This window comes from Arsukibacterium perlucidum DSM 18276, assembly GCF_000382165.1.
Lineage (GTDB): Bacteria > Pseudomonadota > Gammaproteobacteria > Enterobacterales > Alteromonadaceae > Alishewanella > Alishewanella perlucidum.
The window spans coordinates 95,052-120,131 of record NZ_KB907712.1 but is presented as its reverse complement, the minus strand read 5'-3'; the positions used below and the strand labels follow the sequence as shown (position 1 = coordinate 120,131).

27 protein-coding genes are annotated in these 25,080 nt (G+C 49.1%); 12 read left to right on the top strand and 15 right to left on the bottom strand.

The window, feature by feature from the left end:
• Positions 1 to 405 precede the first annotated feature (405 nt).
• Positions 406 to 945: a gamma carbonic anhydrase family protein gene (locus H141_RS0110740; RefSeq protein ID WP_019676272.1), complete on the top strand. Its 540-nt coding sequence runs from the start codon at positions 406 to 408 to the stop codon at positions 943 to 945.
• Positions 946 to 953: 8 nt separating this feature from the next.
• Here the strand turns inward: H141_RS0110740 and H141_RS0110735 are convergent, their stop codons facing one another.
• Both H141_RS0110735 and aroE read right to left on the bottom strand, forming a co-directional pair.
• Positions 954 to 1,190, bottom strand: a complete 237-nt coding sequence (locus tag H141_RS0110735) for a DUF1488 family protein (RefSeq protein ID WP_019676271.1) — start codon at positions 1,188 to 1,190, stop codon at positions 954 to 956.
• Positions 1,187 to 2,002 carry a shikimate dehydrogenase gene (aroE, locus tag H141_RS0110730; RefSeq protein WP_019676270.1) on the bottom strand — a complete coding sequence of 272 codons (816 nt, stop codon included), beginning with the start codon at positions 2,000 to 2,002 and terminating at the stop codon, positions 1,187 to 1,189. Before aroE ends, H141_RS0110735 begins: the two co-directional genes overlap by 4 nt.
• Before the next feature lie 5 nt (positions 2,003 to 2,007).
• Here aroE and H141_RS0110725 point away from each other — a divergent pair, with 5 nt between their 5' ends.
• Positions 2,008 to 2,454 carry a group II truncated hemoglobin gene (locus tag H141_RS0110725; protein WP_019676269.1) on the top strand — a complete coding sequence of 149 codons (447 nt, stop codon included), beginning with the start codon at positions 2,008 to 2,010 and terminating at the stop codon, positions 2,452 to 2,454.
• 81 nt (positions 2,455 to 2,535) lie between these two features.
• Here the strand turns inward: H141_RS0110725 and H141_RS0110720 are convergent, their stop codons facing one another.
• From H141_RS0110720 to tsaC, 5 genes are all read right to left on the bottom strand, one after another.
• Positions 2,536 to 3,405, bottom strand: coding sequence for a PDZ domain-containing protein (locus tag H141_RS0110720; RefSeq protein ID WP_019676268.1), 870 nt, complete (start codon positions 3,403 to 3,405; stop codon positions 2,536 to 2,538).
• The gene (locus H141_RS0110715; protein WP_019676267.1) at positions 3,402 to 3,761 is read right to left on the bottom strand and encodes a hypothetical protein; all 360 of its coding nucleotides are present in this window, start codon (positions 3,759 to 3,761) and stop codon (positions 3,402 to 3,404) included. Before H141_RS0110715 ends, H141_RS0110720 begins: the two co-directional genes overlap by 4 nt.
• Complete coding sequence (locus tag H141_RS0110710; protein ID WP_019676266.1) at positions 3,751 to 4,308, bottom strand: RNA polymerase sigma factor; 558 nt, start codon at positions 4,306 to 4,308, stop codon at positions 3,751 to 3,753. The genes H141_RS0110715 and H141_RS0110710 overlap by 11 nt, the downstream gene beginning before the upstream one ends.
• Positions 4,309 to 4,528: 220 nt before the next feature.
• Positions 4,529 to 5,458, bottom strand: a complete 930-nt coding sequence (hemF, locus tag H141_RS0110705; protein ID WP_019676265.1) for an oxygen-dependent coproporphyrinogen oxidase — start codon at positions 5,456 to 5,458, stop codon at positions 4,529 to 4,531.
• A 1-nt stretch (position 5,459) separates the two neighbouring features.
• The gene (gene tsaC / locus H141_RS0110700) at positions 5,460 to 6,020 is read right to left on the bottom strand and encodes an L-threonylcarbamoyladenylate synthase type 1 TsaC (RefSeq protein ID WP_026349387.1); all 561 of its coding nucleotides are present in this window, start codon (positions 6,018 to 6,020) and stop codon (positions 5,460 to 5,462) included.
• Between the two features lie 100 nt (positions 6,021 to 6,120).
• Between tsaC and purE the strand changes: the two genes are divergently transcribed.
• Positions 6,121 to 6,612 carry a 5-(carboxyamino)imidazole ribonucleotide mutase gene (purE, locus tag H141_RS0110695; RefSeq protein WP_019676263.1) on the top strand — a complete coding sequence of 164 codons (492 nt, stop codon included), beginning with the start codon at positions 6,121 to 6,123 and terminating at the stop codon, positions 6,610 to 6,612.
• A complete protein-coding gene (locus H141_RS0110690) occupies positions 6,609 to 7,745 on the top strand; it encodes a 5-(carboxyamino)imidazole ribonucleotide synthase (protein ID WP_019676262.1) in 1,137 nt (378 codons plus the stop codon). Before purE ends, H141_RS0110690 begins: the two co-directional genes overlap by 4 nt.
• Here the strand turns inward: H141_RS0110690 and H141_RS0110685 are convergent.
• Genes H141_RS0110685 through H141_RS0110670 form a run of 4 tightly spaced genes read right to left on the bottom strand, consistent with a single transcriptional unit; the run spans position 7,742 to position 11,016 of the window.
• Positions 7,742 to 8,299 carry a DNA topoisomerase family protein gene (locus tag H141_RS0110685; RefSeq protein ID WP_019676261.1) on the bottom strand — a complete coding sequence of 186 codons (558 nt, stop codon included), beginning with the start codon at positions 8,297 to 8,299 and terminating at the stop codon, positions 7,742 to 7,744. The two genes, H141_RS0110690 and H141_RS0110685, sit on opposite strands and share 4 nt — an antisense overlap.
• Before the next feature lie 15 nt (positions 8,300 to 8,314).
• A complete protein-coding gene (locus H141_RS0110680) occupies positions 8,315 to 8,788 on the bottom strand; it encodes a DUF494 family protein (protein WP_019676260.1) in 474 nt (157 codons plus the stop codon).
• Positions 8,789 to 8,790: 2 nt separating this feature from the next.
• Positions 8,791 to 9,882, bottom strand: coding sequence for a DNA-processing protein DprA (gene dprA, locus H141_RS0110675; RefSeq protein ID WP_019676259.1), 1,092 nt, complete (start codon positions 9,880 to 9,882; stop codon positions 8,791 to 8,793).
• Between the two features lie 24 nt (positions 9,883 to 9,906).
• Positions 9,907 to 11,016 carry a LysM peptidoglycan-binding domain-containing protein gene (locus tag H141_RS0110670; protein ID WP_019676258.1) on the bottom strand — a complete coding sequence of 370 codons (1,110 nt, stop codon included), beginning with the start codon at positions 11,014 to 11,016 and terminating at the stop codon, positions 9,907 to 9,909.
• A gap of 123 nt (positions 11,017 to 11,139) precedes the next feature.
• On the opposite strand from H141_RS0110670, the gene def reads away from it, so the two are divergent.
• Genes def through trkA form a run of 4 tightly spaced genes read left to right on the top strand, consistent with a single transcriptional unit; the run spans position 11,140 to position 15,344 of the window.
• Positions 11,140 to 11,655, top strand: a complete 516-nt coding sequence (def, locus tag H141_RS0110665; RefSeq protein ID WP_019676257.1) for a peptide deformylase — start codon at positions 11,140 to 11,142, stop codon at positions 11,653 to 11,655.
• 13 nt (positions 11,656 to 11,668) lie between these two features.
• Positions 11,669 to 12,640: a methionyl-tRNA formyltransferase gene (gene fmt / locus H141_RS0110660; protein ID WP_019676256.1), complete on the top strand. Its 972-nt coding sequence runs from the start codon at positions 11,669 to 11,671 to the stop codon at positions 12,638 to 12,640.
• Entirely contained in the window at positions 12,637 to 13,971 is a 1,335-nt protein-coding gene (rsmB, locus tag H141_RS0110655) for a 16S rRNA (cytosine(967)-C(5))-methyltransferase RsmB (protein WP_019676255.1), read from the top strand. Before fmt ends, rsmB begins: the two co-directional genes overlap by 4 nt.
• Positions 13,968 to 15,344, top strand: coding sequence for a Trk system potassium transporter TrkA (gene trkA, locus H141_RS0110650; RefSeq protein ID WP_019676254.1), 1,377 nt, complete (start codon positions 13,968 to 13,970; stop codon positions 15,342 to 15,344). Before rsmB ends, trkA begins: the two co-directional genes overlap by 4 nt.
• Before the next feature lie 40 nt (positions 15,345 to 15,384).
• Here trkA and H141_RS0110645 read toward each other — a convergent pair whose 3' ends face one another.
• Genes H141_RS0110645 through H141_RS0110635 form a run of 3 tightly spaced genes read right to left on the bottom strand, consistent with a single transcriptional unit; the run spans position 15,385 to position 20,165 of the window.
• A complete protein-coding gene (locus H141_RS0110645; RefSeq protein ID WP_019676253.1) occupies positions 15,385 to 16,836 on the bottom strand; it encodes a TrkH family potassium uptake protein in 1,452 nt (483 codons plus the stop codon).
• Positions 16,837 to 16,855: 19 nt separating this feature from the next.
• On the bottom strand, positions 16,856 to 18,181 hold the full coding sequence (gene pepQ / locus H141_RS0110640; RefSeq protein ID WP_019676252.1) for a Xaa-Pro dipeptidase: 1,326 nt from the start codon (positions 18,179 to 18,181) through the stop codon (positions 16,856 to 16,858).
• A gap of 46 nt (positions 18,182 to 18,227) precedes the next feature.
• A complete protein-coding gene (locus H141_RS0110635) occupies positions 18,228 to 20,165 on the bottom strand; it encodes a transglycosylase SLT domain-containing protein (protein ID WP_019676251.1) in 1,938 nt (645 codons plus the stop codon).
• Between the two features lie 206 nt (positions 20,166 to 20,371).
• Between H141_RS0110635 and fadB the strand changes: the two genes are divergently transcribed.
• The 3 genes from fadB to tusA all read left to right on the top strand — a co-directional run bounded on the left by fadB (position 20,372) and on the right by tusA (position 24,303).
• A complete protein-coding gene (fadB, locus tag H141_RS0110630) occupies positions 20,372 to 22,525 on the top strand; it encodes a fatty acid oxidation complex subunit alpha FadB (protein WP_019676250.1) in 2,154 nt (717 codons plus the stop codon).
• 16 nt (positions 22,526 to 22,541) lie between these two features.
• The gene (gene fadA, locus H141_RS0110625) at positions 22,542 to 23,705 is read left to right on the top strand and encodes an acetyl-CoA C-acyltransferase FadA (RefSeq protein ID WP_019676249.1); all 1,164 of its coding nucleotides are present in this window, start codon (positions 22,542 to 22,544) and stop codon (positions 23,703 to 23,705) included.
• Between the two features lie 349 nt (positions 23,706 to 24,054).
• Positions 24,055 to 24,303 (top strand): sulfurtransferase TusA, encoded by a 249-nt coding sequence (gene tusA / locus H141_RS0110620; RefSeq protein ID WP_019676248.1) that lies wholly within the window; start codon positions 24,055 to 24,057, stop codon positions 24,301 to 24,303.
• 6 nt (positions 24,304 to 24,309) lie between these two features.
• Here the strand turns inward: tusA and H141_RS21650 are convergent, their stop codons facing one another.
• Positions 24,310 to 24,477 carry a helix-turn-helix domain-containing protein gene (locus H141_RS21650; protein WP_019676247.1) on the bottom strand — a complete coding sequence of 56 codons (168 nt, stop codon included), beginning with the start codon at positions 24,475 to 24,477 and terminating at the stop codon, positions 24,310 to 24,312.
• A gap of 138 nt (positions 24,478 to 24,615) precedes the next feature.
• On the opposite strand from H141_RS21650, the gene H141_RS0110610 reads away from it, so the two are divergent.
• Complete coding sequence (locus tag H141_RS0110610) at positions 24,616 to 25,041, top strand: hypothetical protein (protein ID WP_019676246.1); 426 nt, start codon at positions 24,616 to 24,618, stop codon at positions 25,039 to 25,041.
• Positions 25,042 to 25,080: the final 39 nt, after the last annotated feature.

Genomic DNA, 25,080 nt, shown 5'->3' with positions numbered 1-25,080 from the left:
GTTTGAAGCGGGAGGCGTATGTTACACTTCCCAGATTTTAAGTCAAGCGTGATGATTTATCTTTTTATCAAAACACTTCATGACGTTTGACTCTTTCTAGCTAACTTCTCATTTCAGGGCTTTCGTTACCACCTTGAAGCGAGGGCGCCATTTTAGTGATTTAAACCTGACTGTCAAGGGTCTTTTTTAAAGATTTTTGCAATCCGGTTTGTTTCACCTGCAGCCTGCTTAGCGCAGCCCCCCTCGGTATGGCGCGCATTATAGGCGGTTTGAGAGCGACTGCAAGCGATAAAACAGTAAAACTTAGTTTTTAGCGATCGTTCGGATAAAGTTTCAACGAAACGCGTTTTTTTAACAGCATTTGCTGCATAATAACTCAGCATTGCCGGCGATTTGGAGATGAAGATGTCGATTAGAGCTTATAAAGGAATACTGCCAAAACTGGCAGCAGGTGTTTACGTAGATGAATCCAGCGTACTGGTCGGTGATATTGAACTGGCAGAAGATGTCAGTATCTGGCCTTTAGTTGCGGCCCGAGGTGATGTGAATTATATCCGGATAGGTGCCCGCACTAATATTCAGGATGGCACAGTGCTTCATTTATCCCGGCCCAGCAATGGCAAACCCAATGGCTGTGCCCTGATTATTGGTGAAGATGTCACAGTCGGTCACAAGGTTATGCTGCATGGCTGCACCTTAGGCAACCGTATTCTGGTTGGCATGGGTGCCATTGTCATGGACGATGCAGTGGTTGAAGATGAGGTTATTATTGGTGCCGGCAGCCTGGTGCCACCGGGTAAGCGTTTACAAAGCGGTTATCTATATGTCGGTAGCCCTGTAAAACAGGCACGGCCCTTAAATGACGCTGAAAAAGCTTTTCTGGCAGAATCAGCGGCTAATTATGTCATCCTGAAGAATGAATATCTGGCAGAGTTGAACAACTAGCTTAGCAACTAAAGCCAGATTTCTCCTGCTTTGGTATAAGCGCCGTCAGCTATAGCCTGTTCGGCGCGATCTTCCCAGTCAAAGGCGTCAGCTTTTATGCTTGTTATAAACTGGTCGGGTTCTTCGCTGGCAGGTAGGGCAATAAAACAATTTACTTTTAAACCTGCTACCAAACAGCTAAACCGCACAGCCTGACGCACTGTATCAAACTGAAAATCATTATTAAAAACTAGTTGCTGATTCATCCCGCCAACTGCTTTTTAAGTAGTGCCATTACCGGTTCAATATCCGGGGTTACTCCGCGCCAAATTGTAAAGGCAGCCGCGGCCTGTGCCAACAACATCCCCAAGCCATCGGCCTGCTGAGGCACGCCCTGTTGCTTAGCCCATTGCATAAAGGTTGTAGGCTGTGCACCATATACCATGTCATAGGCAAGCTGGCATTGTTTCAAGTAAGTCGCAGCTATTTCAGGCCGGCTGCCAGTTAAGCCTGATGATGTTGCATTAATAATAAGTGGATAAGCCTGTTCCGGAATGTCCGTCAAACCACAGGCAACTAACCGGCTATCAAAACTAGCGGCTATGGTCTGCGCTTTACTTACAGTCCGATTCGCTAAAACTACTTGCCGGACACCTGCATCAAGCAAAGGCCCGATAGCACCTCGACTTGCGCCGCCGGCGCCCAGTAACAAAACCGTGCAGCCAGCTAAACTAACCCCTAACCGCTTTAAGTCAGCCACCAGGCCAATACCGTCGGTGTTGTCGCCACATAACTGACCGGCAGTATTAACGTAAAGCGTATTCACCGCACCCGCTTGCCGGGCCCGCGCCGATAGCACCTCTGCCAGCTGATAAGCCTGCTCTTTAAAAGGCACGGTGACGTTACCGCCCTTACCGCCGCTGGCAACAAAGTCCCGCCAGCTGTCGGCAAAGCCATCTGCCGGTGCTAGAATAGCCTCGTATTGCATTAGCTGCTTACATTGCAAAGCAAACTGGCTATGAATAAAAGGTGACTTTGACTGGCCTATCGGATTTCCAAATACAGCATAACGGTCCACAACTGATGTCCATCAAGAAATTAGTACAGCTGATTGTTAATAAAACCACCGCAAATAGCAAGCCACACCCAACCCCGGAGCAAACGCCTTATACCCTGATGGGTGGCGAGCCAAAGGTTAGAGAATTAGCCAATCGCTTTTATGACATCATGGCAAGCGACCCGCAAGCAGCTGAGTTATATGCTATTCATCCCTTGCCGCTTGATAACATCCGTCAGAAGTTTTTTGAATTTTTATCAGGTTGGTTAGGAGGCCCGGCGCTGTTTGAACAAAAATATGGCCACCCACGGCTACGGGCGCGTCACCTGCCTTTTCAGATAGACGAAAAGCTGCGTAACCAGTGGATGTATTGTATGGATAAAGCGCTGGATGAGGTAGTAGATAGCAAGTTACTGCGGGATGGCATTCGCCAGTCGATAGGCCAACTGGCGAGCCATATGATTAATACATAACAACATCATTATTCAGAAAAACGTTTTTACATATCTGGGCCGTTATCAATAGTGTTTCTATGCTACAGGCCTGTGCAATCACTATTCGCAAGAACGCTCTGTTGTTTTCCACACAATGGGCTGCCAATAGTCATCTGCATCTTTACGCTCACGACGGTCAGAAAAATACTCTGCAGCAAGGTGATAAACTTTGTCAGGCTCTACCACAAGAGTCATGGTTTTGATTGAATTATGCTGACGGATTCGTGAATCACCTCTATTGCGCCTGATAGTGTCTGAACTGATCAGTTCTTGAACGACAATCTCCACTTCGCCTGCAGGTAATCTAAATACCTGCTCTCTTTGTGTTTCCCTAAAATTCCCTTTAAAGCCGATATCTTCTATTTCATTAATCATCACTGGATGACGGTGGATGCTTATTGGCGGATTATAAAATACTGATACAAAACCACAGCCCATAGTTAAAGGTGTATCAGGTGTTTGCTCGGAGTCTTCTACTAACTCCAAACGCCAGGCAGGTAACGTTTTTCTTGTTACCGGGCTTTGCAAGGTTTTCAGTTTATTGTCACGTTGTAGTTCAATTGCCAGAGTCGCGCCTTCTTGCAGATCATTCATTTGTGCCAGAATGTCTGCCAAACTGCTTTTATTCACTTCTTGGTGATTAATCGCTTTGATCATGTCGCCTACTCGGACATCCGCTTTAGCTGCATCGGAACCCGGGGTTAGTGCCACCACCTTGAAATCCTGGTCTAACACCGCACCAAAGTGGTAAAAACTTCTGGCAGGCTCTGTAATCATGATCGGCGCATCTTGCGCAGTAACGTTTGCCGTTATCAACGCTTTGCGGATTTCATGCAGAACATCCACTCGCTTTTCATGGTCAATTTCAGTTGTGGCTGACGCCCATGCCAATGACTGGACAAATAACAGTGTTAATAAAGATTTGTTCATAGCTCATAACTCCCCGGTTGCTGTGATTCCAAATATTTCCTTTGTTCCAGTAAACGAATCGTTTCAACAGAATTAGGATCCGTCAGATAGGCTTGTTGCAATGCAACATCAAACATATAAAGCTCAGCTGAAGAGACGATTTTGTCAGCCGATGGCTCGGAGCCAAATGGCACATAGAGCAAAAATGTGACCGCGAAAAAACTGGCGGCAATGCCATACCAGTACCAGGTTTTTCGTTGCTGCCGCTGAAGAATGCGGTTTTCAATAGTGCGCCATAGCTCTTGATCTGCTACCGGGCAATTTGCTTCTGCTAATCTTTTCGCCAGTTGCTGCTTATATTGGTCTTCACTGTTCATCTTTGACCTGCCTGTATAATTTACTTTTTAGCTTAACCATTGCCCGCCGATATCTCTGTCTAACGGCAGTTTCAGAACATTCCAACATTTTCGCTAACTCTTCATGGGTATAACCTTCTACTACATGCAACCAAACTAAAGCACGTTCAACCTCCGACAAGTTGCACATAACACGTTCAATATCATCCAACTGGCAAAGCATGTCAGTAGCCTGCATCCAGTCAGGTTCTGATTCAATAACCTCTTCCAGCGCTTCATGCACAAAACTAACTCGCTTTCTCAGTTGATCAACAGCCATCCTCACACTGAGTTGCTTTAGCCAACTGGGAAAAGCATCAATTTGGCGTAATTCGGGTAGTTTTCCGAAGACTTTGATAAAGATCTCCTGAGTGAGATCACGCCCTTCTTCCACCGACCCCAAAATGCCGCTAACCAGCCGCAAAACTGCTGTTGCATAGTCCTGATAGAGTTGCTTTAGAGCAAGCAACTGTCCTTGTTGCGCATCTTTTACAACATCAGGGGCAACTTTTTCAGTAAATCCTTTCAAGTCACTTTTGCTCCAATGTTTTATAATAAGACGTGGTTTTGCTGGAAAAGTGTGACATTTATTTTGTGAAGGGTGATATGACCTAAAGTTTTCTTAAGGCTGATGGTGCAGCAAAAGCAGCACCTGAATGGAAGCATGAGCTTTAGCTGCTTGCATGAACAACTACCTGCTACTGAAAATCCCGGTATTTAACCCATGTGTTCGCTAGCGGGTGACAGAATTAACTGCTGAGCTTCAACCAATCCTGTGGCTTAAGATAGCGCTGATATAACATCGCTTCTGCACTGCCTGGCTCGGGTTGATAACCATACTGCCAACGCACCAGCGGCGGCATCGACATTAAGATGGATTCAGTACGGCCGCCGCTTTGCAGACCAAATAAGGTACCTCTGTCGTATACCAGGTTAAACTCGACATAACGACCACGGCGGTATAGCTGGAACTGGCGCTGTTGCTCAGTAAAATGCGTATCTTTGCGTTTTTGGACTAGAGGCAGATAGGCTGGTAAAAACGCCTCTCCCACTGCACGCATTAAGCCGAAGCTTTGGGAGAAACCCAGGGCATTAAGATCATCAAAAAATAAGCCGCCGACGCCGCGGGTTTCGCCACGGTGCTTTAAGTAGAAATAGTCATCACACCATTTTTTATAGGCCGGGTAATACTCGGTACCAAAAGGTTCCACTGCAGCTTTCGCCGTTTGATGCCAGTGCACGACATCCTCTTCGTACGGATAATACGGGGTTAAATCAAAACCGCCACCAAACCACCAGACCGGCTCTTCGCCGTCTTTTTCAGCAATGAAAAACCGCACATTAGCATGGGTAGTGGGTAAATGCGGGTTATGCGGATGCAACACCAATGAAACCCCGCAGGCATGGAAGCTGCGGCCAGCCAGCTCTGGCCGGTGAGCTGTGGCAGAGGCTGGCATTTGCGCGCCAAAAACGTGTGAATAATTAACGCCGGCTTGCTCAAATACTGCGCCATTAGTCAGTACCCTGCTACGACCACCGCCGCCTTCCGGTCGCTGCCAGGCATCTTCGATAAAATGGCCTTTGCCATCTGCTTTTTCAAGTTCGCTGCAAATCGTATCCTGCAGTGCCGTTAAAAACTGTTGCACCTGTTGCAACTGCTCGCTGTTACTCTGTGCCATATTAACTCCTTACTAGCTGGCCGCTGATGGCATCCCGGATTTGACTGGGCTGAGCTGCGCCGCCCAATGCACCTTCTACTATGGCGGCCACCTTTAAACCCAAAGTAGCCAGGAGCCGCTGATAATCTGTGATAGCAGGCTCACCAGCCAGGTTTGCACTGGTTGAAACGATTGGCTTACCATATTGCTGGCACAGCTGCTGCACCACAGGATGAGCGCTGACCCGCACCGCTATACTTGTAAACTGGCCGGTAATCCATTTAGGAGCGTTTTTGCTGGCGGGCAATACCCAACTGATATGGCCGGGCCAGCTGGAAATAATCTGGTAACGCTTTTCCAGAGGAATAGCTTTATCATCAACATAAGGCAATAGCTGGGAGTAAGTAGCCGCTACCAGAATCAAGCCCTTCTCTACCGATCGTTGCTTTATTGCCACTAACTTTAGCACGGCGGCTTCGTTATCCGGGTCACAACCCAGGCCATAAACAGCCTCAGTCGGATAGCTAATCACCTCGCCCTGCTGCAACAGTTCTACCGCTGTCGCTATGGTGCACCCACTCATCAATTTACCCCGGTTAACAGTAAAAATTTTAATCACTCTCAGTTGCCGCTATAATAGCGCCTTAGTCATTTCAGTTCATTAAGTTCAGAAGGAAAGCGGCATGCAAGTGGGTATTATAATGGGTTCAACCTCAGACTGGCCAACCATGAAACTGGCGGCTGATATGCTCGATTCCTTTGGCATCAGTTATGAAACCCGCGTGGTATCTGCCCATCGTACTCCGCAGTTGCTGGCTGACTATGCCAGTAGCGCAGCCAGTCGCGGTTTAAAAGTCATTATTGCCGGGGCGGGTGGCGCAGCTCATTTGCCGGGCATGGCAGCAGCGTTTACCAGCTTGCCGGTGCTAGGTGTACCTGTGCAATCAAAAGCTCTGAAGGGTATCGACTCTCTGTTATCAATAGTGCAAATGCCAAAGGGTGTGGCGGTTGGAACCTTAGCCATTGGCGAAGCCGGTGCCGCCAATGCCGGCTTACTGGCAGCGCAAATTCTGGCAACCCACAACAAAGAGTTGATGACAAAAATTGATGCTTTCCGTCAGGCGCAAACTGACACCGTACTAAGCCAGCCAGATCCAGCAAAGGTTTCGCTATGAAGATACTGGTACTAGGCGCAGGTCAACTGGCACGGATGATGGCACTGGCCGGGGCGCCCCTTAATATAACAATCAGTGCCTATGATGTTAATTCAGACACTATTGTTCATCCGCTAACCCAGCAGCAACTGGGGAGCGGCCTGGCAAATGCGATTGCAGATGCTGACGTAATAACTGCAGAATTTGAACATATTCCCTTACCGATACTTGAGCAGTGCCAGCAAAGCGGTAAGTTTCTGCCCGGCAGTGACGCCATTCAAGCCGGTGGCGATCGTCGGTTAGAAAAAGCCCTGCTAGCCCGTTGTGGGGTAGCCAGCGCCAGCTATAGCGTCATTAACAACGAAGCTGATTTTAAACAGGCCGTTAGCAATCTTGGCTTGCCACTGATCTTTAAAAGTGCATTGGCCGGCTACGACGGCAAAGGTCAGTGGCGCTTAAAGGAACCTGCTAAGGCAAATGCAGTATGGCAGCAGATGGCAGATTTTCTGGCTGCCGATAGTAAGCAAGCAATTGTTGCCGAGCAGTTTATTAGCTTCAACCGGGAACTGTCATTAGTTGGGGTAAGAGCAGCCAGCGGTGAAGTTAAAGTATACCCGTTAACTGAAAACCATCATGTCAATGGTGTGCTGAGCGTATCATTGGCGCGGCCGGTTAACGGGCAACTTCAGCAACAGGCCGAACAGATGTTCGCCGCTATTGCTAATGGCCTTAACTATGTTGGCGTACTGGCGATAGAGTTTTTTGAAGTAAACGGAAACTTGCTGGTTAACGAAATCGCACCGAGGGTCCATAACTCTGGCCACTGGACCCAGCAAGGCGCCGATGTCTGTCAGTTCGAAAATCATTTGCGGGCGGTAGCCGGCATGCCACTGGGCAATACTGAACTTTTACGCCCTACCCTGATGATCAATATCCTGGGTGAAGACAGTGCACCAGCAGCTATACTCAGTCTGGCCGGGCTACATATCCACTGGTATGGCAAAGCTAAAAGGCCTGGCAGAAAAATGGGTCATATCAATTTATCAGCCAACTCACTGGCCGAGCTTAAAGCCCGCTTTGCCAAACTGATCGATTTACTGCCGGCGGCAGCTTATCCGGAACTTGAACAAATGCTTGGGCAACTCAGCGATTAATAAGCTATGCCGGCCTCAGGGGCCGGCTGTTTTTTTCCGCAACCTTTTTTCGCACAGTACAAAGTGTCTTTTTTAGCAACTAGCAATGGAAAGCTGCAGCAATAGCAATTACCCTGCTGCGGCTTATCATTTATCAGAAAACGACAATGAGGATAACGATCGCAGCCATAGAAATGCTTGCCAAATTTATTAATTCGCTCGGTCAGGTAGCCCTTTTTGCATTTTGGGCAGCTTAGCTGCGGCTGGTCTTTGTTATCTTCATGTTGATCAACCACAAAGTCACATGCCGGATAACCAGTGCAACCAATAAACATGCCGTAACGACCGTTTTTCACCGCCAGTTCGCCACCACACTGTGGACAAATTTCTGTCGGCAATACTTTCACTATCGCATGGTCGTGCTGGTGCAATGGTTTAATATAATTGCAGGCAGGGTAGGCACTACAGCCCAGAAAGGGGCCGTTTTTAGACGACTTTATCTGTAGTGCATTCTGACATAACGGGCAAAGCTGCTGCTGTTGCGGCAGCTTAAACAGCGGCGAATCTTCGGTCATATCAGCAACAGCCGCTTAATGCAGCGGCCCGTCGGGTTCATCAAAAATTAAGTCTTCCATTTGGGCGTAGGCGTTTTCTCGGCCAGGTACATTAAACAGCACCATCAGCACCACCCATTTTAAATCTTCCAGGCTGAGTGCTGCACTGTCAAGGTCCATGGCCCGGTCAATTACCATCTCACGGGTATTGGCATCGAGCACATTAATTTGCTCTAAAAACAATAGAAATCCCTGGTCCGCAACATCCAGCTTGCGCTGCTCTTCTGCCGTATAAATACGGACGGCAGTTGAGTTAACCTTCGTCAGATAGGGCTTAATATGGCTTTCCTGCAAAGCAGACAAGCTATCGAGCCATTTTAACGCTTTAAAAATGTCGTCATCATGAAAGCCGGCACGGCTGAGCTCTTTGGTCAGATCCGCGTGGTTTACATATATATCAGATTCATTATGAATATAATTTTCAAACAGATAAACGAGGATATCAAACATTATCAGGCACTCCTCACTCTAATGTAACCACCGGGTACTGCTGCCACCTCACCTGCTATTTCCAGCTGCAGTAAGGTTATTGATACGTCTGTCACTGACATGTTAGACCGCTCAGCAATTAAATCTATTGCAGTAGCGTCATCTCCTACGTTAGCCAACAACTGCTGCGCAGACAAGTCCGGCGCAGACTTTTTTTCATCTAACGCTAAAGTACTTAAGCCATTCTGGGCGAAAAACTGCCACTCTTCCAATATATCGGCCACGCAAGTGACAAGTTTAGCACCTTGTTGAATTAACCAGTGACAACCTGCAGATTGCCGGCTGTATATCGGGCCAGGTACCACAAAAAGATCACGATTATATTCCGCCGCTAAATTCGCGCTAATCAGCGAACCACTTTTCATAGCCGCTTCCACTACTATGGTTGCAGAACTTAAGCCCACCACAATCCGATTGCGCTGCGGAAAAAATTCGGCTCTGGCCTCAATATCCGGAAAAAACTCAGTGACCAAAGCACCACTTGCAGTTATTTGCTCAGCCAGTGCTCTGTTGCTCGCCGGGTATATTTGCTGTAAGCCATGCGCCAGCACCGCGATAGTAAAGCCCCCTCCTTGCAGTGCGCCTTTGTGGCTCTCACTATCAATACCCCGTGCCATGCCACTGGTAACCATATAGCCTTGCTGAACAAGTTCTGCTGCAAAATTCTGGGCAACTTTACGTCCGGTTGGTGTTGGCTGGCGGGTGCCAACCATTGCCAGTTGCTGTCTTGGCAGAAGCTCTGCCTGACCTTTAACAAAAAGCAAGAGTGGTGGTTGTTTGGTTTGTTTTAGTAATGGCGGATAACGCGGGTCGTGGTATGTCACAACATGATGCTGAGTTGACTGAGCCAGCCACTCCATTGCCAGATCAGCACGCCGCGGACCTTGGAGTGCCAATAATTCGGCCTGACGCGACGTAAAACCGATATTGCGTAACGTACTAATAGGTAAACTGACCAGCTCGGCCAGTGGAATATGCTCGCTTAGTCGTTGGAACTTCAGACCATCCAGGCCATGCACAGAGGCTAAAGCGAGCCAGTTGCGGAGATCATCCATGGCAAACTGGCTCCATCAAATTAATTAAAGGTTCGAGATAGCATCTCCAACCCGGATTGGACGACGGGTACTGGTAACAATGGCGAAACTTACCCGCTCTGCTACTTTAAACACCATTAACTCACCCACTTTCTCCCGTGGCATGCTGATGCTGTTATCACCAAAATTACGAAACATCTTTTGTAATTTACTTGCATCTTCTACATATACCGGGCCATCCTCACCATCAATAACCGATGGTGACTGACGATAAATCCCCAGCATCTGGCCCGCTTGCATATCGTTAATTAACCCACGGTTAAGCACCACGATATCCATTTTTGAGAATTCTCTTAACTGAGATGTGGTATCAATAATAGTGCCGTCTACTGCAAAGTCTGGTTTGCTAATCAGGAAAAACGCCGGTAAAGACTGTCCTTCCAGCGCTGGCATAACTTTATCACCCTGTTTAATCTCGCGCTTTACACTCAGCACGTGCATTGAAGCTGCTTCAAGCGGACTGTCTTCAGTGGCCTCGCGACCCGGGCGAAAAGCGCGGGCAGTAGCAATTAAGCTTGTTTCATAGCCTAAAACTGAACCTGAATCCGGGTCAACATATGGCTTACCTTTGCGGTAAACGCCATAGGACGTGCCTGGTTGCAATACACCTTTCACATAGACGGTATGAGTCTCTGCTGCCATCTTGGTCGCAGTATTGGTGCCAAGAATATAAGGCATAGCCGCAATTTGTTCTTCGCTCAGCGCTTGTTCGTAAGTCAGGAAAGGCCGGATCATACTCAGCGGTAAGGTGGTAATAGCACCATCGCCCTTCATGGTTTTACGCACTTCCGGCGACAAGCGTTTCACATTATCGTTTACCGACAAACGTGGCCGCCCCATGCTGTCATAAGTCAGGGTCAGCACATCGCCGGGGTAAATTAAATGCGGGTTATCTACTTGTGGATTCATCTGCCACAATTGTGGCCATAACCAGGGTTCATTAAGATACAGTGCTGAGATATCCCACAGCGTGTCACCTTTCTTCACCACATAGGAAGCGGGTGCATCCTCTCTTATTTGCAGTACGTCAGCTTGCAGGCTGAACGACAACCAACAAAACAGTGCGATTACAGATATTGCAATTTTTTTCAGCATGCCTGCTTCCTTGAACTTATTCTTGTTGTAATTATTGCACACTATGCTGTTAATACAGCGGATTAATGGCTAAAATTAAAACATATCACAACCTTTGAAATAAAGCATATTTTTGTAGGTATTATGGCAGTTTTAAAAGTATTACATTTTCCTGACGATCGGTTACGTACTGTAGCGAAACCGGTTACTGAAGTAACTCAGCAAATCAAGCAGTTAGTTAGTGACATGCTTGAAACTATGTATGATGAAGATGGTATTGGTCTGGCGGCTACCCAGGTAGATGTACACCTGCGGGTAGTGGTAATAGACTTGTCTGAACATCGCGATGAACCGCTGGTGCTGATTAACCCGGAAATTGTTGAGCGTGACGGCATCACCAGCTATGAAGAAGGCTGTTTGTCAGTGCCGCAAAACTATGCCTCGGTAGAGCGGGCCGCCACAGTTAAAGTGAAGGCGCTTGATCGTAACGGTGAGCCATTTGAACTGGCGGCAGATGGCTTGCTGGCTATTTGTCTGCAACATGAACTGGATCACTTGGTGGGTAAGTTGTTCATTGATTATTTGTCACCATTAAAACGAGAGCGCATTCGCAAGAAAATGGAAAAAGAAGCCAAAATGGCCCAGCGCCACGCGCTGTAATACAGGACTCACAGTGACTCAGCCTTTACGTATTATATTTGCCGGCACCCCCGATTTTGCCGCCCGTCATTTACAGGCTTTAATTGCCAGCCCCCATCAGGTTATTGCGGTATATAGCCAGCCAGATCGCCCGGCAGGTCGTGGCCAGAAGCTACAACCCAGTGCGGTAAAACAGTTGGCTGAACAACATCAGTTACCGGTTTATCAGCCCAAATCGTTGAAAAAAGCCGAAGCTCAGGCCGAGCTCGCTGCGCTAAATGCTGATGTAATGGTAGCGGTAGCCTACGGCCTGATATTGCCTGTGGCCGTGCTGCAAAGCCCGCGGTTAGGCTGTATTAACGTGCATGGTTCCTTACTGCCGCGCTGGCGCGGCGCTGCCCCCATTCAACGGGCCATCTGGGCTGGTGATCAGCAAACCGGTGTTACCATTATGCAAATGGACGAAGGACTGGATACCGGCGCTATGCTAAGCAAAGTCAGCTGCGAAATTGCCCCCACAGATACCAGCGCCAGCCTTTATGACCGGCTGGCAGAGCTGGGTCCTCAGGCTTTAATAAATGCATTGGCGCAGTTGCCGGCCCTGCAAGTCAGTGCTGAACCGCAGGATAACAGCCTCGCCTGTTATGCCGAAAAGCTACATAAGGAAGAAGGTCTGCTCGATTTTAGCAAAAGTGCTGAAGCCCTGAGCAGGGAAATCCGGGCCTTTAATCCGTGGCCAGCCAGCTATCTGCAATTAACTCAGGGCACGGTAAAAATCTGGCAGGCCAGCTGGCAAAACACTGAGCATCAGGCGCCCGCCGGCCAGATATTAGCTGCCAGTAAAAAAGGCATTGAGATAGCCTGCACCAGTGGTGTGTTAGTACTTACTACGCTGCAACCACCTGGCAAGAAACCAATGGCGGTTGCAGATTTCCTGAATGGCCGGGCTGACTGGTTTAAAGTTGGTACTAAGCTACCGGCAACACCAGTATTGGCTAACACATGAGCCGTGATTGCCGGGCCTTAGCTGCCCAGTGCTGTTATCAGGTAATTGACCAGGGCCGCTCGTTGTCTGATGTGTTACCCAAAGCCCAGCAGCAAATCACTAATCCGCTGGATAAAGCCTTGTTGCAGGAAATCTGCTTTGGAGTGATGCGCACCCTGCCACAGCTGGAACATGTCTGTGCCCGGCTGATGCAAAAGCCGCTGGTTAAAAACTTCCGGGTGTTGCAGTTTCTGATTTATGTTGGCATTTACCAGCTGCATTTTATGCGGGTACCAGACCATGCAGCCATTAACGCTACAGTGGATGCCGCCCGCGAGTTAAAAGGCCAGTCACTGACTAAGTTAATTAATGGTGTGTTACGTAATGTACAGCGCCAGCCACAGTTGTTCAATTTCAGCCAGGCCAGCCAGGCTGTGCAGTTCAACCATCCAGGTTGGTTAATCAGCAGCCTGCAAACAGCATATCCTGATGACTGGCAAAGCATCCTCGACGCTAATCAACTTAAAGCACCATTGTGGTTGCGGGTTAATACCCGGCAAATTAGTACAGAGGAATTCTGCACTGCATTAGCTGCTGAAGACATTGGATACAGTCAACCGATTGCAGCCTTGCCAACGGCTCTGTTGCTGAATACCCCGACAGATGTTACTGAATTGCCGGGTTATCAGCAGGGCTGGTTTTCAGTGCAGGATGCCGCGGCCCAATATGCTGCGTGGCTATTGGCGCCGGAAAATGAGCGGCATATTCTCGATGCTTGTTGTGCCCCTGGTGGTAAAACCTGCCACCTGCTGGAGCTGGCTCCCAACGCTAAGCTTACCGCGCTGGATAAAGACCCTGGCCGTTTAGTTCGGGTGCGGGAAAACCTGCAACGGCTTGGCCTGGATGCTGAAGTGTTAGCAGCCGATGCGGCCAACCCTGATAGCTGGTGGGATGGCCGGTTGTTTGACAAAATATTGCTGGATGTCCCCTGCTCAGCCACCGGGGTTATTCGTCGCCACCCAGATATTCGCTGGCTTCGAAAAAAAAGTGATATCGCGCCGCTGGTGCAGCTGCAACAGCAAATTTTACAACAATGCTGGGCCCTGCTGGCGCCGGGTGGCAAGTTGCTCTACGCTACCTGCAGTGTGCTACCGGCCGAAAACCATCAGCAAATAACCCTTTTTCTCAGTAATAATACCGATGCCCGCTTGCTCCCTATTGGACCGCAAGACAACGACGAGATTACAACTGCCGGCCAGCCGGGCTGGCAACTGTTCCCAGGCCAGCTGAACCGTGATGGCTTTTATTATGCGCTGCTGCAAAAAGCGCCACAGGATAACCACGCCGGATGAAGATTATAATTTTAGGCTCAGGCCAGGTAGGCGCCACCTTAGCTGAAAACCTGGTTGGTGAGCAAAACGACATTACCCTGGTTGATACTAATCTGGATAAATTACGTAATCTGCAGGACAGATTCGATTTACAGGTGGTGCATGGCCATGGCTCTCACCCTGATGTACTTAAAAAAGCCGGGGCAGAAGATGCCGATATGATAGTAGCGGTAACAAACAGTGATGAAGTCAATATTGTTGCCTGTCAGGTTGCCTACAGTATTTTTAATACCCCGCTGAAAATAGCCCGCATCCGCACCAACCAGTATCTGAAGTATCGCGATGAGCTGTTTAACAAAGATGATATGCCGGTCGACCATTTTATCGCCCCGGAAGCGCTGGTAACCAACTATATCCGCCGTTTAATAGACTATCCGGGTGCGCTGCAGGTAGTTGAATTTGCCGAAGGCAAAGTAAGTCTGGTTGCTGTCAGAGCTTATTACGGCGGTTTGCTGGTCGGCCATGCTTTATCAGCATTAAAAGAACATATGCCCAATATTGAAACCCGGGTCGCGGCAATTTACCGTCGTGGTAATGCCATAAAACCCCTGGGTACTACCATTATTGAAGCAGACGATGAAGTTTTTTTTGTTGCCGCGACTAAACATATCCGAGCGGTAATGAGCGAGCTGCAAAAACTGGAGCGCAGTTACCGGCGGATAATGATCGCCGGTGGTGGTAACGTTGGCTTTGGTTTAGCCAGGGCACTGGAAAAAACCCACAGTGTAAAACTGATAGAACGCAGTAAAGAGCGGGCCGAGTTTCTGGCCTCCAGTCTGGACAGCACTCTGGTGTATGTTGGCGATATCTCTGATCCGGAGCTGCTGGAAGAAGAAAGTGTTGAGCAGGTTGATGTGTTCATTGCTGTTACCAATGATGATGAAGCCAATATCATGTCGGCGATGCTGGCCAAAAGGATGGGCGCCCAGAAAACCATGGTCCTGATTAAACGCGGCGCCTATGTCGATCTGTTGCAAGGCGGTGAAATTGATATCGCAGTATCACCGCAGCAAGCAACCATATCGGCATTGCTTACCCATATTCGCCGCGGCGACATCGTTAACGTTTACTCGTTACGCCGTGGCGCTGCTGAAGCAATAGAAGCGGTAGTACGTGGTGACAGCAGCACCAGCAAGGTAGCTGGCAAAACCATTGGCAACCTGAAACTGCCACCCGGCACCACCATTGGTGCCATAGTACGCGGTGACGAAGTGTTAATTGCCCATGACACGACTGTTATTGAAACAGATGACCACGTGATTCTGTTTATGGTAAACAAAAAGCATATTGTCGAAGTGGAAAAACTGTTTCAGGTAAGCGCCATTTTTATCTGACTCTGGTGCAGCAAGCGACTAGCCATGGCCAAAGCCAGGGCTAGTCCCGCCAGAATGCCGGGGTAAATAATACCAGCAGGGTAAAAATTTCCAGCCGGCCAAATACCATTGCAACAATCAGCAGCCATTTGGCGGCGTCAGGGATAGAGCCAAAATGAGCGGCAACTTCTCCCAGCCCCGGGCCAAGGTTATTTAAACAGGCTGCGGTGGCCGTAAAAGCGCTGATATTGTCCATGCCTGTTAATATGAGTGACAACATAATAACTACAAACACCACAGCATAAGCGGCAAAAAAGCCCCATACTGCTTCAACAATCCGGTCTTCTACCGGCCGGCGCCCCAGTTTAATGGCATATACCGCCCGCGGATGCACCAACCGGTTCAGCTCGCGCCGGCCCTGCAAAAATAGTAGTAATACCCTTACCACTTTCATGCCACCGCCGGTAGAACCGGCACAGCCACCAATAAAACTGGAAAAAATTAACAGGATGGGTAAAAACAATGGCCAGGTAGAAAAACCATCAGTGGTAAAGCCGGCTGTAGTTGATATCGACACTGCCTGAAAAGCAGCATGGTTCAGCGCTTCGCCACTAGTCTCATACACATTGGTGTTTAACAGCACCAGAAAACAGATAAGCACCAGGCTGGCCTGAATACCTAAAAACACTTTAAACTCGGGGTCCCTGAAATAAGTCGACACGCTTTTACCGCGGATAGCGGCAAAGTGCAGCGGAAAATTAACCGCACTTATCAGTAAAAAGATGACGCAAATCATATTGATGGTGGCACTGTTAAAGTACCCCATACTGGCGTCATAGGTTGAAAAGCCACCAATGGCTACCGTGGAAAATGCATGACAAATAGCATCAAACACTGACATACCTGCCAGATGAAATGCCAGGGCGCAGGCAATGGTTATCGCCAGATAGATGTACCATAAATGCTTGGCAGTGTCGGCAATCCGCGGGGTCATTTTATTATCTTTAACCGGCCCCGGCGTTTCTGCCCGGTACAGCTGCATACCACCCACCCCTAACAGGGGCAAAATGGCTACCGCTAGTACAATTATCCCCATTCCGCCCAGCCATTGCAGCTGCTGGCGATAATACAGAATAGCTTTGGGCAGGGTTTCAATACCGGTTAATACGGTGGCACCGGTGGTAGTAAGGCCCGAGAAAGCCTCGAAGAAGGCATCGGCCAGCCCCATATCGGGATTGCTGGTTAGTAATAGTGGAATAGCGCCAACCGCTCCCAGCACCGTCCAGAACAACACCACGATTAAGAAACCGTCCCGTACTTTTAACTCAGAACGGTGGCTACGATTGGGATACCAAATGGCAAAGCCCATTGCCAGACACAATAAAAACGACAGGATAAAAGGTACACCTGCACCGTCTTTATAGCCAAAAGCAACCAGTGCCGGCGGGATCATGGTGATACTGAAAATCGCGATCAGCAGCCCCAGGATCCGGATGATAGAGCGATATTGCATAGCGTCCCTTAACGCCCTGTCAGGCGAGCTGCAAATCCCGGGTCATGTTTTCATTACGATCCCGATGGACAATAATATCGTCCTCGATCCGAATGCCACCAAATTGGCGAAACGCCGCTATTTTATCCCAGTTCAGGCTGGCAGCGGCATCTGTTTGCTTTAAATCCGCCAGCAGGCTGTCAATAAAATACAAACCCGGCTCAATGGTAAACACCATATCTGGCTCAATCAGCCGGGTGCAGCGTAAAAACGGGTGGCTATCTGGCGGAGCAATATGGGTGCCACGCTCATCCAGCATAAAGCCACCGACGTCATGCACCTGTAACCCCAAATGATGGCCCAGGCCATGGGGAAAAAAGGTACGGCTGATTTCACGCTCAACTATGGTTGCAGGGTCCAGCCGGACAAAGTCAAAGTCGTGCAGGATCTGGGCGATACCCTGATGGCATTGCAGGTGTAAATCGACGTAATTTATACCGGGTTTTAAACCATCAACCAGTTTTAATTCTAACTGGTTTACCGCCGCTATCAGCTCGCTGAACTCATCATTAGTGTTAAAGCTGTATGTACGGGTAATATCGGCGGCATAACCGTTAAACTCGGCGCCGGCATCAATTAAAAACGAGTGGTGCTGCGCCGGCTTTTTCCGTTCTAATGCGGTGTAATGCAAAATAGCAGCGTTTTGGTTCAGGCCAACAATATTGCCATAAGGCACTTCGTTTTCTGTCTGACCAACAGCAGCCAGATAGGCCAGCTGGATGTCAAACTCACTGCCACCAGCATAAAACGCAGCTTTGGCAGCCCGATGACCTGCTACTGCCATTTTGTTAGCCTGGCGTAAGCAAGCCAACTCATAGCCGGTTTTATAGGCACGATAATAATGTAAGTAGCTTAATACCGGTTCAGGGTTAATCTCGGTAAAACCCAATGCCCGCGCCACTTCCAGGTACTCACCAATATAAGCCAGCCGCGCTTTATCGTAAGGCAACAGGGTTTCAACTTTATTGGCTTTATCTAACAGCTGAATATCGAAATATTCTGCCCAGAAATCAGCAGGTTCATCAGGCACCTTATGCCAGAAGTCTTTTGGCCGGTAAAAAATAAGCTTGGGTTTATTCACCCCATCCAGCAACAACCAGCAATGCGGATTATCAATGACTGGTAACCAGGCTTTAAAATGCGGATTCGCTTTGAAAGGGTAATCCATATCATCCAGAAATTTACGCTTGGCCTGGCCGGAATGAATAACTAAACCATCCAGATTTTCTCGCGCCAGCACCTGCTGGGTACGCTGCTGTAACTGGGCGATATGAGCCTGATATAACGTCTGATAACCTGAGTTCATAGCTACCTTTTTTTAGTTGAGTGGGCTGATGAGCGCAATAATAGCACTATTCCACTATCACCCCAATCTTCATAGCCACCAGCGGTTTAAAAACATCCTGAGTGACATTCATCCGGATATTGTAAATCTGGTAGTAGGCCATTACGGCTTTAACATACTCGCGGGTTTCCCGGTACGGAATGGTTTCTACCCAAACATCTGCCGGCAATGCATAATCCCGCGGGATCCACTGCCTTACCCGGCTATAGCCAGCATTGTAAGCCGCGGTCGCTTTTAACAGGTTGCCGTCGTTACGCCTTTTTAAATAATTAAGATAATCGGTACCGTAATCAATATTGGTGACCGGGTTGTATAGCTGGCGAATTTGCACCTGCTTTTTCGCAATTTCGTTGGCCGTACCGGGCATTATCTGCATTAGCCCACGTGCACCCACCGGCGAGTTTGCATCGGCCATAAAGGAGCTTTCACGTCTGGCAATCGCCATGCTCCAAGCCGAGTCGATATTATACTTATCGGCAGATAGCTGCATTTCCTGCTGATAGGCCAGCGGAAAGCGTAGCTCGACATCATCCCAGTAACCGACATCGGCCAGCGAAAAGATCGCCCGCTCATACCACTGTAGCTGACTGGCCAGCTTGGCCGAGGTAATTTTCTGCTGCTCGTCTGAGGTATCCTGTAAATGATTCCATTCACGGCGTGCTTCTGTCAGCCGGCCCAGCGCCAGAAACTGCTGGGCGCGTTGCACCGCGGGGTGCTGTTGTAACAACGCGATTTCTTCATCGCTTACCTTTACCGGGTTATGCGCCAGGCTTGGGGGCAAGCCAATTCTGGCGGCAGCCATAAAACCATAGTAGTGACGCTGGCCGGCAATAGCCGTAAATTCCGCCTTGGCCAGCCCGGCTTCACCCTGCTCTTCCAGTGCCCTGGCCCGCCAGTAACGCCAGTTAATATCGCCCTGCAGCTCGGCGGGTAGCTGCTCTACCACCTGTTGCACTTTAGGCCAGTCCAGCTCGCGCAGCGCATGAGCAACCTGCCATTGCGCCAGATTCACGTCAAACAACTCTGCGGGTAAGGTTGTCAGCCAGTTTTCAGCCCGGCTGTCACCCTTACTGGCCAGTGCTATGGCAAACTGACGCTGCACATCCAAGCGCTGCGCCTTACTGAAATAAGGGTCATTTACATGACGTTGCCAGGTGGCCAGTGCCTGATCGGGTGAGCGCCAGACTAAGCGCTTTAAGCCATAGGCCAGCACATCGCGTTCTATTATATGTTTGCCTGGGAAAAACTTTGCCCTGGCGATCACCGCCGGATTACGCCGGGTTTGCTGCCATAAATCTGCGATATACTGCTCATTAGCTGGTAACAAGGTTTTTAAATAGGGTATAAGCTGGGCCTGGCCGCCTTCTGCGGCCAGTTGCAGCCGACGATGCACTGTTTCACTTTGCAACGGTTTACTGTTGCGCCAGGCAGTAAATAACGGGTCACAGGCGCGTGGCTGCGATTTACCTTCAGTCCAGATTTGCTCCGTTTGCTGCCATATTTCTGCCTCAGGCAAGGCTTTGGTTGATAACTGAAAACGCAATGCCAGACACGTTAGCTCAGCATCTGACGAGCCGGGAAAATTCGCCAGAAAGCGTTCAGCTTGTTGCTGCTCAGCCAGGCGCAGCAGCCAGGGCTTACGTAACGGCCAATCCATTGGCGTGCCCTGGTATTGCGTCAGAAATTCTTCTATTGCATCGTGAGCGTTTAAAAACTTTTGTAGCCGTTTCAGGCGTAAATAGGGCTGCAACGGATAGCCTTCCAACTCGGCAAACCAACTTTCAGCCTGCTTGCGGCTAACGTTGTCGATGCTATGTTCCAGCGCGACAAAACGCTGCCGTTGCTGTTGTAATTTATCCTGATCAGCCGCCCGGGCTGCAAATACGCAGGACACCACCGTTGTAGTTAACACTGTGGCGGCGACTAATGAACGAAAAGTTATCACGACTTACCTCTGACTCCAGCGAAAAATAGAAAAGCAACTATAGTTAGTCACACCTAATGGCAACGTTTAGCTGGGTTTGGCTGCCTTTTTCAAACACCTGTTTAAATAACGGTTGAAATTTTTAGTAAAGCACGACACACTGAACCTGTTAACCTCATCGTACCAGTTGCGACAATCACCCTATAACGCGACCAAGGAGCATATTTATGATCTACCAGAGTGACACTATCAGTGTTGAATATATTAAACCTGGTATCGCCCGGTTTACCTTTGCTGCCGCAGGCTCTGTCAATAAATTTGATCAACAGACCCTGACTGATTGTAAGACAGCTTTAGACAAGCTGCACGCTGACAGTAACCTGAAAGGTGTGATCTTTACCAGTGGCAAAGACACCTTTATTGTTGGCGCGGATATCACTGAATTCTTAAGTACTTTCCAGCGTCCGGAAGCAGAACTGGTACCGTGGATCAAGCAAGCCTCTGATATTTTCGATTTATGTGAAGACCTGCAGGTTCCGACCGTGGTAGCCATAAAAGGTTTCGCCTTAGGTGGTGGTTGCGAGTGGACATTAGCCTGTGACTACCGGGTCGCTGATACCAGCACCCGGATTGGCCTGCCTGAAGTAAAGTTGGGTTTAATGCCAGGTTTTGGTGGCACAGTGCGTTTGCCACGGATCATTGGTGCCGATAACGCGATGGAGTGGATCACCACTGGTAAAGACCACAGCGCCGAGCAGGCCCAGAAAGCCGGCTTAATTGATGCGGTAGTGGCACCGGAAAAACTGGAATCAGCAGCACTTAGCGTATTAGAAGATGCCATTGCCGGTAGTCTGAACTGGCAGAAAAAACGTGCAGTTAAGTTGCAACCATTAAAACTGAATAAAACCGAAGCCACAATGAGCTTCAGCACGGCCAAGGGTATGGTATTTGCCACCGCTGGTAAGCATTACCCGGCACCAATGGCAGCGGTACAAACTATTGAAGCGGCCGCCACCTTAGACCGCGCCGGCGCCATGGCACTGGAAAATGCCGGTTTTGCCAAACTGGCGAAAACCGATGCGGCTACCGCCCAGGTTGGTTTGTTTTTAAATGACCAGTTAATTAAGAGCAAAGCGAAAAAAGCCGGCAAAGTTGCCACTAAGGCAGTTAAAAAAGCTGCCGTATTGGGTGCCGGCATTATGGGCGGCGGCATTGCCTATCAGTCAGCGTTAAAAGGTGTACCGGTAGTAATGAAAGACATCGCCGATAAAGCGCTGGCACTGGGCATGGGCGAAGCTACTAAATTATTAAGTAAACAAGTTGAGCGCAAAAAACTTGATGTGGCCGGTATGGCTAAAGTGATTGCCAGTATTACCCCTACCCTTAGCAACGAACTGGTAAAAGACGTTGATATCGTGGTGGAAGCGGTAGTAGAGAACCCGAAAATTAAAGGTGCAGTACTAAAAGAAGTGGAAGGTTTAATTAGTGATGACGCGATATTAACCTCGAACACCTCAACAATTTCCATCAATGCCTTAGCGAAAAACCTGAGCCGGCCGCAAAACTTCTGCGGTATGCACTTCTTTAACCCGGTTCACCGGATGCCGTTAGTGGAAGTTATTCGCGGCGAGCACACCAGCGATGAAACCGTGGCTGCGGTAGTGGCATACGCTGCGAAAATGGGTAAATCACCTATCGTGGTCAACGACTGCCCGGGTTTCTTTGTTAACCGGGTACTGTTTCCGTATTTTGCCGGTTTCAGCAAACTGGTACTGGACGGCGCCGACTTTGCCCAGATAGATAAGGTAATGGAGAAGCAATTTGGCTGGCCGATGGGCCCGGCCTATCTGCTCGATGTCGTTGGCCTGGATACCGCCTTCCATTGCACCGACGTAATGGCAGATGGCTTCCCGAGCCGGATGGCGAAACTGGACAACGATCCGGTTGCAGCGATGTATAAAAGCGAGCGCTATGGTCAGAAAAATGGCCTGGGTTTCTATGCCTATAGCAAAGATGCCAGAGGCAAGCCGAAAAAAGATATCGACCCGCAAAGTGTTGCAATACTGGCCGGCATTGCCGCCGATAAGCAGGAATTCAGCCCGGATGAGATTATTGCCCGGGTAATGGTGCCGATGATTAACGAAACCATTCGTTGTTTAGAAGAAGGCATAGTACAAACCGCAGCCGAAGCCGATATGGGCCTGATATTTGGCCTGGGCTTCCCGCCGTTCCGTGGCGGCCCGCTGCGTTATGTCGACACCATAGGTTTAACCAACTTTGTTGCCCTGGCCGATAAATACGCTCACTTAGGCGAAATTTATCAGGTTACAGATAAAACCCGCGCCATGGCCGATAACGGCCAGCGTTTCTTCCCGGTTTAAGCGCAGGAGCAGAATAATGAAAAACGCTGTAATAGTAGATTGTATCCGCACCCCGATGGGGCGCTCAAAAAATGGTATGTACCGTAATGTTCGTGCTGAGCAGCTATCGGCCCACGTAATGGCATCATTGCTGGAACGCAACCCGGCGTTAAAGCCGAGTGATATCGACGATATTATCTGGGGCTGCGTGCAGCAAACCCTGGAGCAAGGCTTTAACGTAGCGCGCAACGCCTCGTTGTTAGCCGGTATTCCGCATTCGGTGCCCGCTGTTACCGTTAACCGCTTATGCGGCTCGTCAATGCAGGCACTGCATGACGCGGTTCGGGCTATTCAAACCGGTATGGGTGAGGTGTATCTCATTGGTGGTGTCGAGCATATGGGCCATGTACCAATGAACCACGGTGTCGATTTTCACCCTGGCTTATCCACCACTATCGCCAAAGCCGCCGGCATGATGGGCTTAACTGCTGAGTTACTGGGTAAAATGCACGGTATCAGCCGCGAGCAGCAAGACGAATTCGGTGCCCGTTCACATCGCTTAGCGCAAGAGGCCAGCGAGCAAGGCCGCTTTAAAAATGAAATTATCCCCACCGAAGGCCACGACGCAGATGGCGTGTTAAAGTTGATGGATTACGATGAAGTTATTCGCCCGGAAACCACAGTAGAAGCATTGGGCCAGTTACGGCCGGTATTCGACCCGGCGAACGGCACCGTAACAGCCGGAACCTCGTCGGCGTTATCAGACGGGGCCTCGGGCATGCTGGTAATGAGTGAAGAGAAAGCGAAAGAGTTGGGCTTACCTATCCGTGCTTATGTGCGGGGGATGGGTGTAGCTGGTTGCGACCCGTCTATTATGGGTTACGGCCCGGTACCGGCCTCGAAAAAAGCCCTGAAAATGGCTGGCATCTCCATTAACGATATCGACTACGCTGAGCTAAACGAAGCATTCGCGGCGCAGGCGCTACCGGTAATGAAAGATTTAGGCTTAATGGAAGTCAAAGATCAGAAAGTAAACCTGAATGGCGGCGCCATAGCACTTGGTCACCCGCTCGGCTGCTCAGGGTCGCGGATCAGCACCACTTTAATCAATGTAATGGAAGATAAAGGCGGCAAGTTTGGCCTGGCTACCATGTGTATTGGTTTAGGCCAGGGCATCGCGACTGTTTTTGAGCGGCCATAAGCTGTTAGCAACAGGCTGGTAGCGACCAGCGCAATCGCATAGAATAAGGGCCGTTTTTACGGCCCTTTTTTCGTTTTAGTGAACAGAAGGTGTCGCTAAACCAAGGCGATGGTTGGAACCCCACTTGCGCAGACACAGAGTGTCTGAGTGAGGGCGCCAGCCCGAGCGACAAATTCGTCAGGAACGAATTTGAACAGCTTTAGCTGGCGCAGCGTAGGGCAGGAAGCCCGGAGTAGTTGCTGTGGCGAGCACAGTGGGTGTTGCAACCTACAGCCGTTGCCTGATTAGTGCAACTTGCGTAAGCCAGTAAACTAAGCTTTTGAAGAAGATTAAGATTATCGGAGTAGTAATGAACCCGCTTTTTAACAGCGCCACCCAAACCCTGGACGCCTTAGGCATGCGCTGCCCCGAGCCGGTGATGATGATCCGCTTAACCATTCGCAAAATGCAGGTCGGTGACACTTTATTAATTATCGCCGACGACCCGGCAACCACCCGCGATATCCCGGCATTCTGCCGCTTTATGGACCATGAGTTACTGGCCAGCGATACTACTGAGCTGCCATATCGGTATGTGGTGAAAAAGGTTAGTGGGTAATATCGATTATGCCAGTATCTTTAAGCCCTTTTTAGCCACCAGATTAAGCAACTTTAACGAAGGGCCATTTGGCTTTTTTTGTCCCTGCTCCCGCAGTGTCGTATCATGCATTACCCCGGCATTGTAAAAATCCTGCGCGGTTCCCTGCACCATGTCTAAAATTTTTTTATTCATCTGTGTTTATCTCAAATAATGCGCCAGCGTCCAGCAGCCTTTCACCCTTTGTTACAATCGCTTGCAAAGCGCCGCTTGACTTAAAAACCTCGGTTTTATACCGTCGCTGTGTGAGTTAATGCTATGGAGTAGCGTGTTATGTTATGGCCTTTAATTAAAGACTCAGTGCCGGTAAAAGCCATAGTGCTGCTGGTGTTAATGCTTCTGCTTTGGTGGTTCAACTGGTATACCGCCGGCGCGGTACTGATACTGCTGATTGCCGACATAGTAATAACAATGAGTTTAACTCCGGCAAATAAGGGCGAATTCGTCTTTAGCAAAGATATTCAGAAACTGTTCTCCAGTGATGGAACCTGGCTGCAAGTGGCGATGGAGAGAGCCAGAATCAGCGATATAAAACAACTCAGTCTGTACCAGCAGGACCAACTGGCTTATATAGATTTCAGGCTGAATAATAGTCTTTTTGTACGTTACAAGTTTCCTATGGACCAATATCAGCCTTTTTTACAGTGGCTACAACAGCACTTGCCACAAACTAAAATAAATACCGGATTTAAAACCTAAAAAACTTACTGGCGTTTTTATATCTGAGGTTGCAAATTT

What these genes read in the sequence shown, in the direction of transcription:
- H141_RS21650 (WP_019676247.1), bottom strand. Translation starts at nt 24,477, where the DNA reads ATGAATAAAAAAATTTTAGACATGGTGCAGGGAACCGCGCAGGATTTT.
- purE (WP_019676263.1), top strand. Translation starts at nt 6,121, where the DNA reads ATGCAAGTGGGTATTATAATGGGTTCAACCTCAGACTGGCCAACCATG.
- H141_RS0110680 (WP_019676260.1), bottom strand. Translation starts at nt 8,788, where the DNA reads ATGTTTGATATCCTCGTTTATCTGTTTGAAAATTATATTCATAATGAA.
- H141_RS0110740 (WP_019676272.1), top strand. Translation starts at nt 406, where the DNA reads ATGTCGATTAGAGCTTATAAAGGAATACTGCCAAAACTGGCAGCAGGT.
- fadB (WP_019676250.1), top strand. Translation starts at nt 20,372, where the DNA reads ATGATCTACCAGAGTGACACTATCAGTGTTGAATATATTAAACCTGGT.
- def (WP_019676257.1), top strand. Translation starts at nt 11,140, where the DNA reads ATGGCAGTTTTAAAAGTATTACATTTTCCTGACGATCGGTTACGTACT.
- fadA (WP_019676249.1), top strand. Translation starts at nt 22,542, where the DNA reads ATGAAAAACGCTGTAATAGTAGATTGTATCCGCACCCCGATGGGGCGC.
- H141_RS0110645 (WP_019676253.1), bottom strand. Translation starts at nt 16,836, where the DNA reads ATGCAATATCGCTCTATCATCCGGATCCTGGGGCTGCTGATCGCGATT.
- trkA (WP_019676254.1), top strand. Translation starts at nt 13,968, where the DNA reads ATGAAGATTATAATTTTAGGCTCAGGCCAGGTAGGCGCCACCTTAGCT.
- dprA (WP_019676259.1), bottom strand. Translation starts at nt 9,882, where the DNA reads ATGGATGATCTCCGCAACTGGCTCGCTTTAGCCTCTGTGCATGGCCTG.
- H141_RS0110610 (WP_019676246.1), top strand. Translation starts at nt 24,616, where the DNA reads ATGTTATGGCCTTTAATTAAAGACTCAGTGCCGGTAAAAGCCATAGTG.
- tusA (WP_019676248.1), top strand. Translation starts at nt 24,055, where the DNA reads ATGAACCCGCTTTTTAACAGCGCCACCCAAACCCTGGACGCCTTAGGC.
- H141_RS0110720 (WP_019676268.1), bottom strand. Translation starts at nt 3,405, where the DNA reads ATGAACAAATCTTTATTAACACTGTTATTTGTCCAGTCATTGGCATGG.
- H141_RS0110685 (WP_019676261.1), bottom strand. Translation starts at nt 8,299, where the DNA reads ATGACCGAAGATTCGCCGCTGTTTAAGCTGCCGCAACAGCAGCAGCTT.
- H141_RS0110735 (WP_019676271.1), bottom strand. Translation starts at nt 1,190, where the DNA reads ATGAATCAGCAACTAGTTTTTAATAATGATTTTCAGTTTGATACAGTG.
- hemF (WP_019676265.1), bottom strand. Translation starts at nt 5,458, where the DNA reads ATGGCACAGAGTAACAGCGAGCAGTTGCAACAGGTGCAACAGTTTTTA.
- rsmB (WP_019676255.1), top strand. Translation starts at nt 12,637, where the DNA reads ATGAGCCGTGATTGCCGGGCCTTAGCTGCCCAGTGCTGTTATCAGGTA.
- H141_RS0110715 (WP_019676267.1), bottom strand. Translation starts at nt 3,761, where the DNA reads ATGAACAGTGAAGACCAATATAAGCAGCAACTGGCGAAAAGATTAGCA.
- H141_RS0110690 (WP_019676262.1), top strand. Translation starts at nt 6,609, where the DNA reads ATGAAGATACTGGTACTAGGCGCAGGTCAACTGGCACGGATGATGGCA.
- H141_RS0110725 (WP_019676269.1), top strand. Translation starts at nt 2,008, where the DNA reads ATGTCCATCAAGAAATTAGTACAGCTGATTGTTAATAAAACCACCGCA.
- H141_RS0110670 (WP_019676258.1), bottom strand. Translation starts at nt 11,016, where the DNA reads ATGCTGAAAAAAATTGCAATATCTGTAATCGCACTGTTTTGTTGGTTG.
- pepQ (WP_019676252.1), bottom strand. Translation starts at nt 18,181, where the DNA reads ATGAACTCAGGTTATCAGACGTTATATCAGGCTCATATCGCCCAGTTA.
- tsaC (WP_026349387.1), bottom strand. Translation starts at nt 6,020, where the DNA reads ATGAGTGGGTGCACCATAGCGACAGCGGTAGAACTGTTGCAGCAGGGC.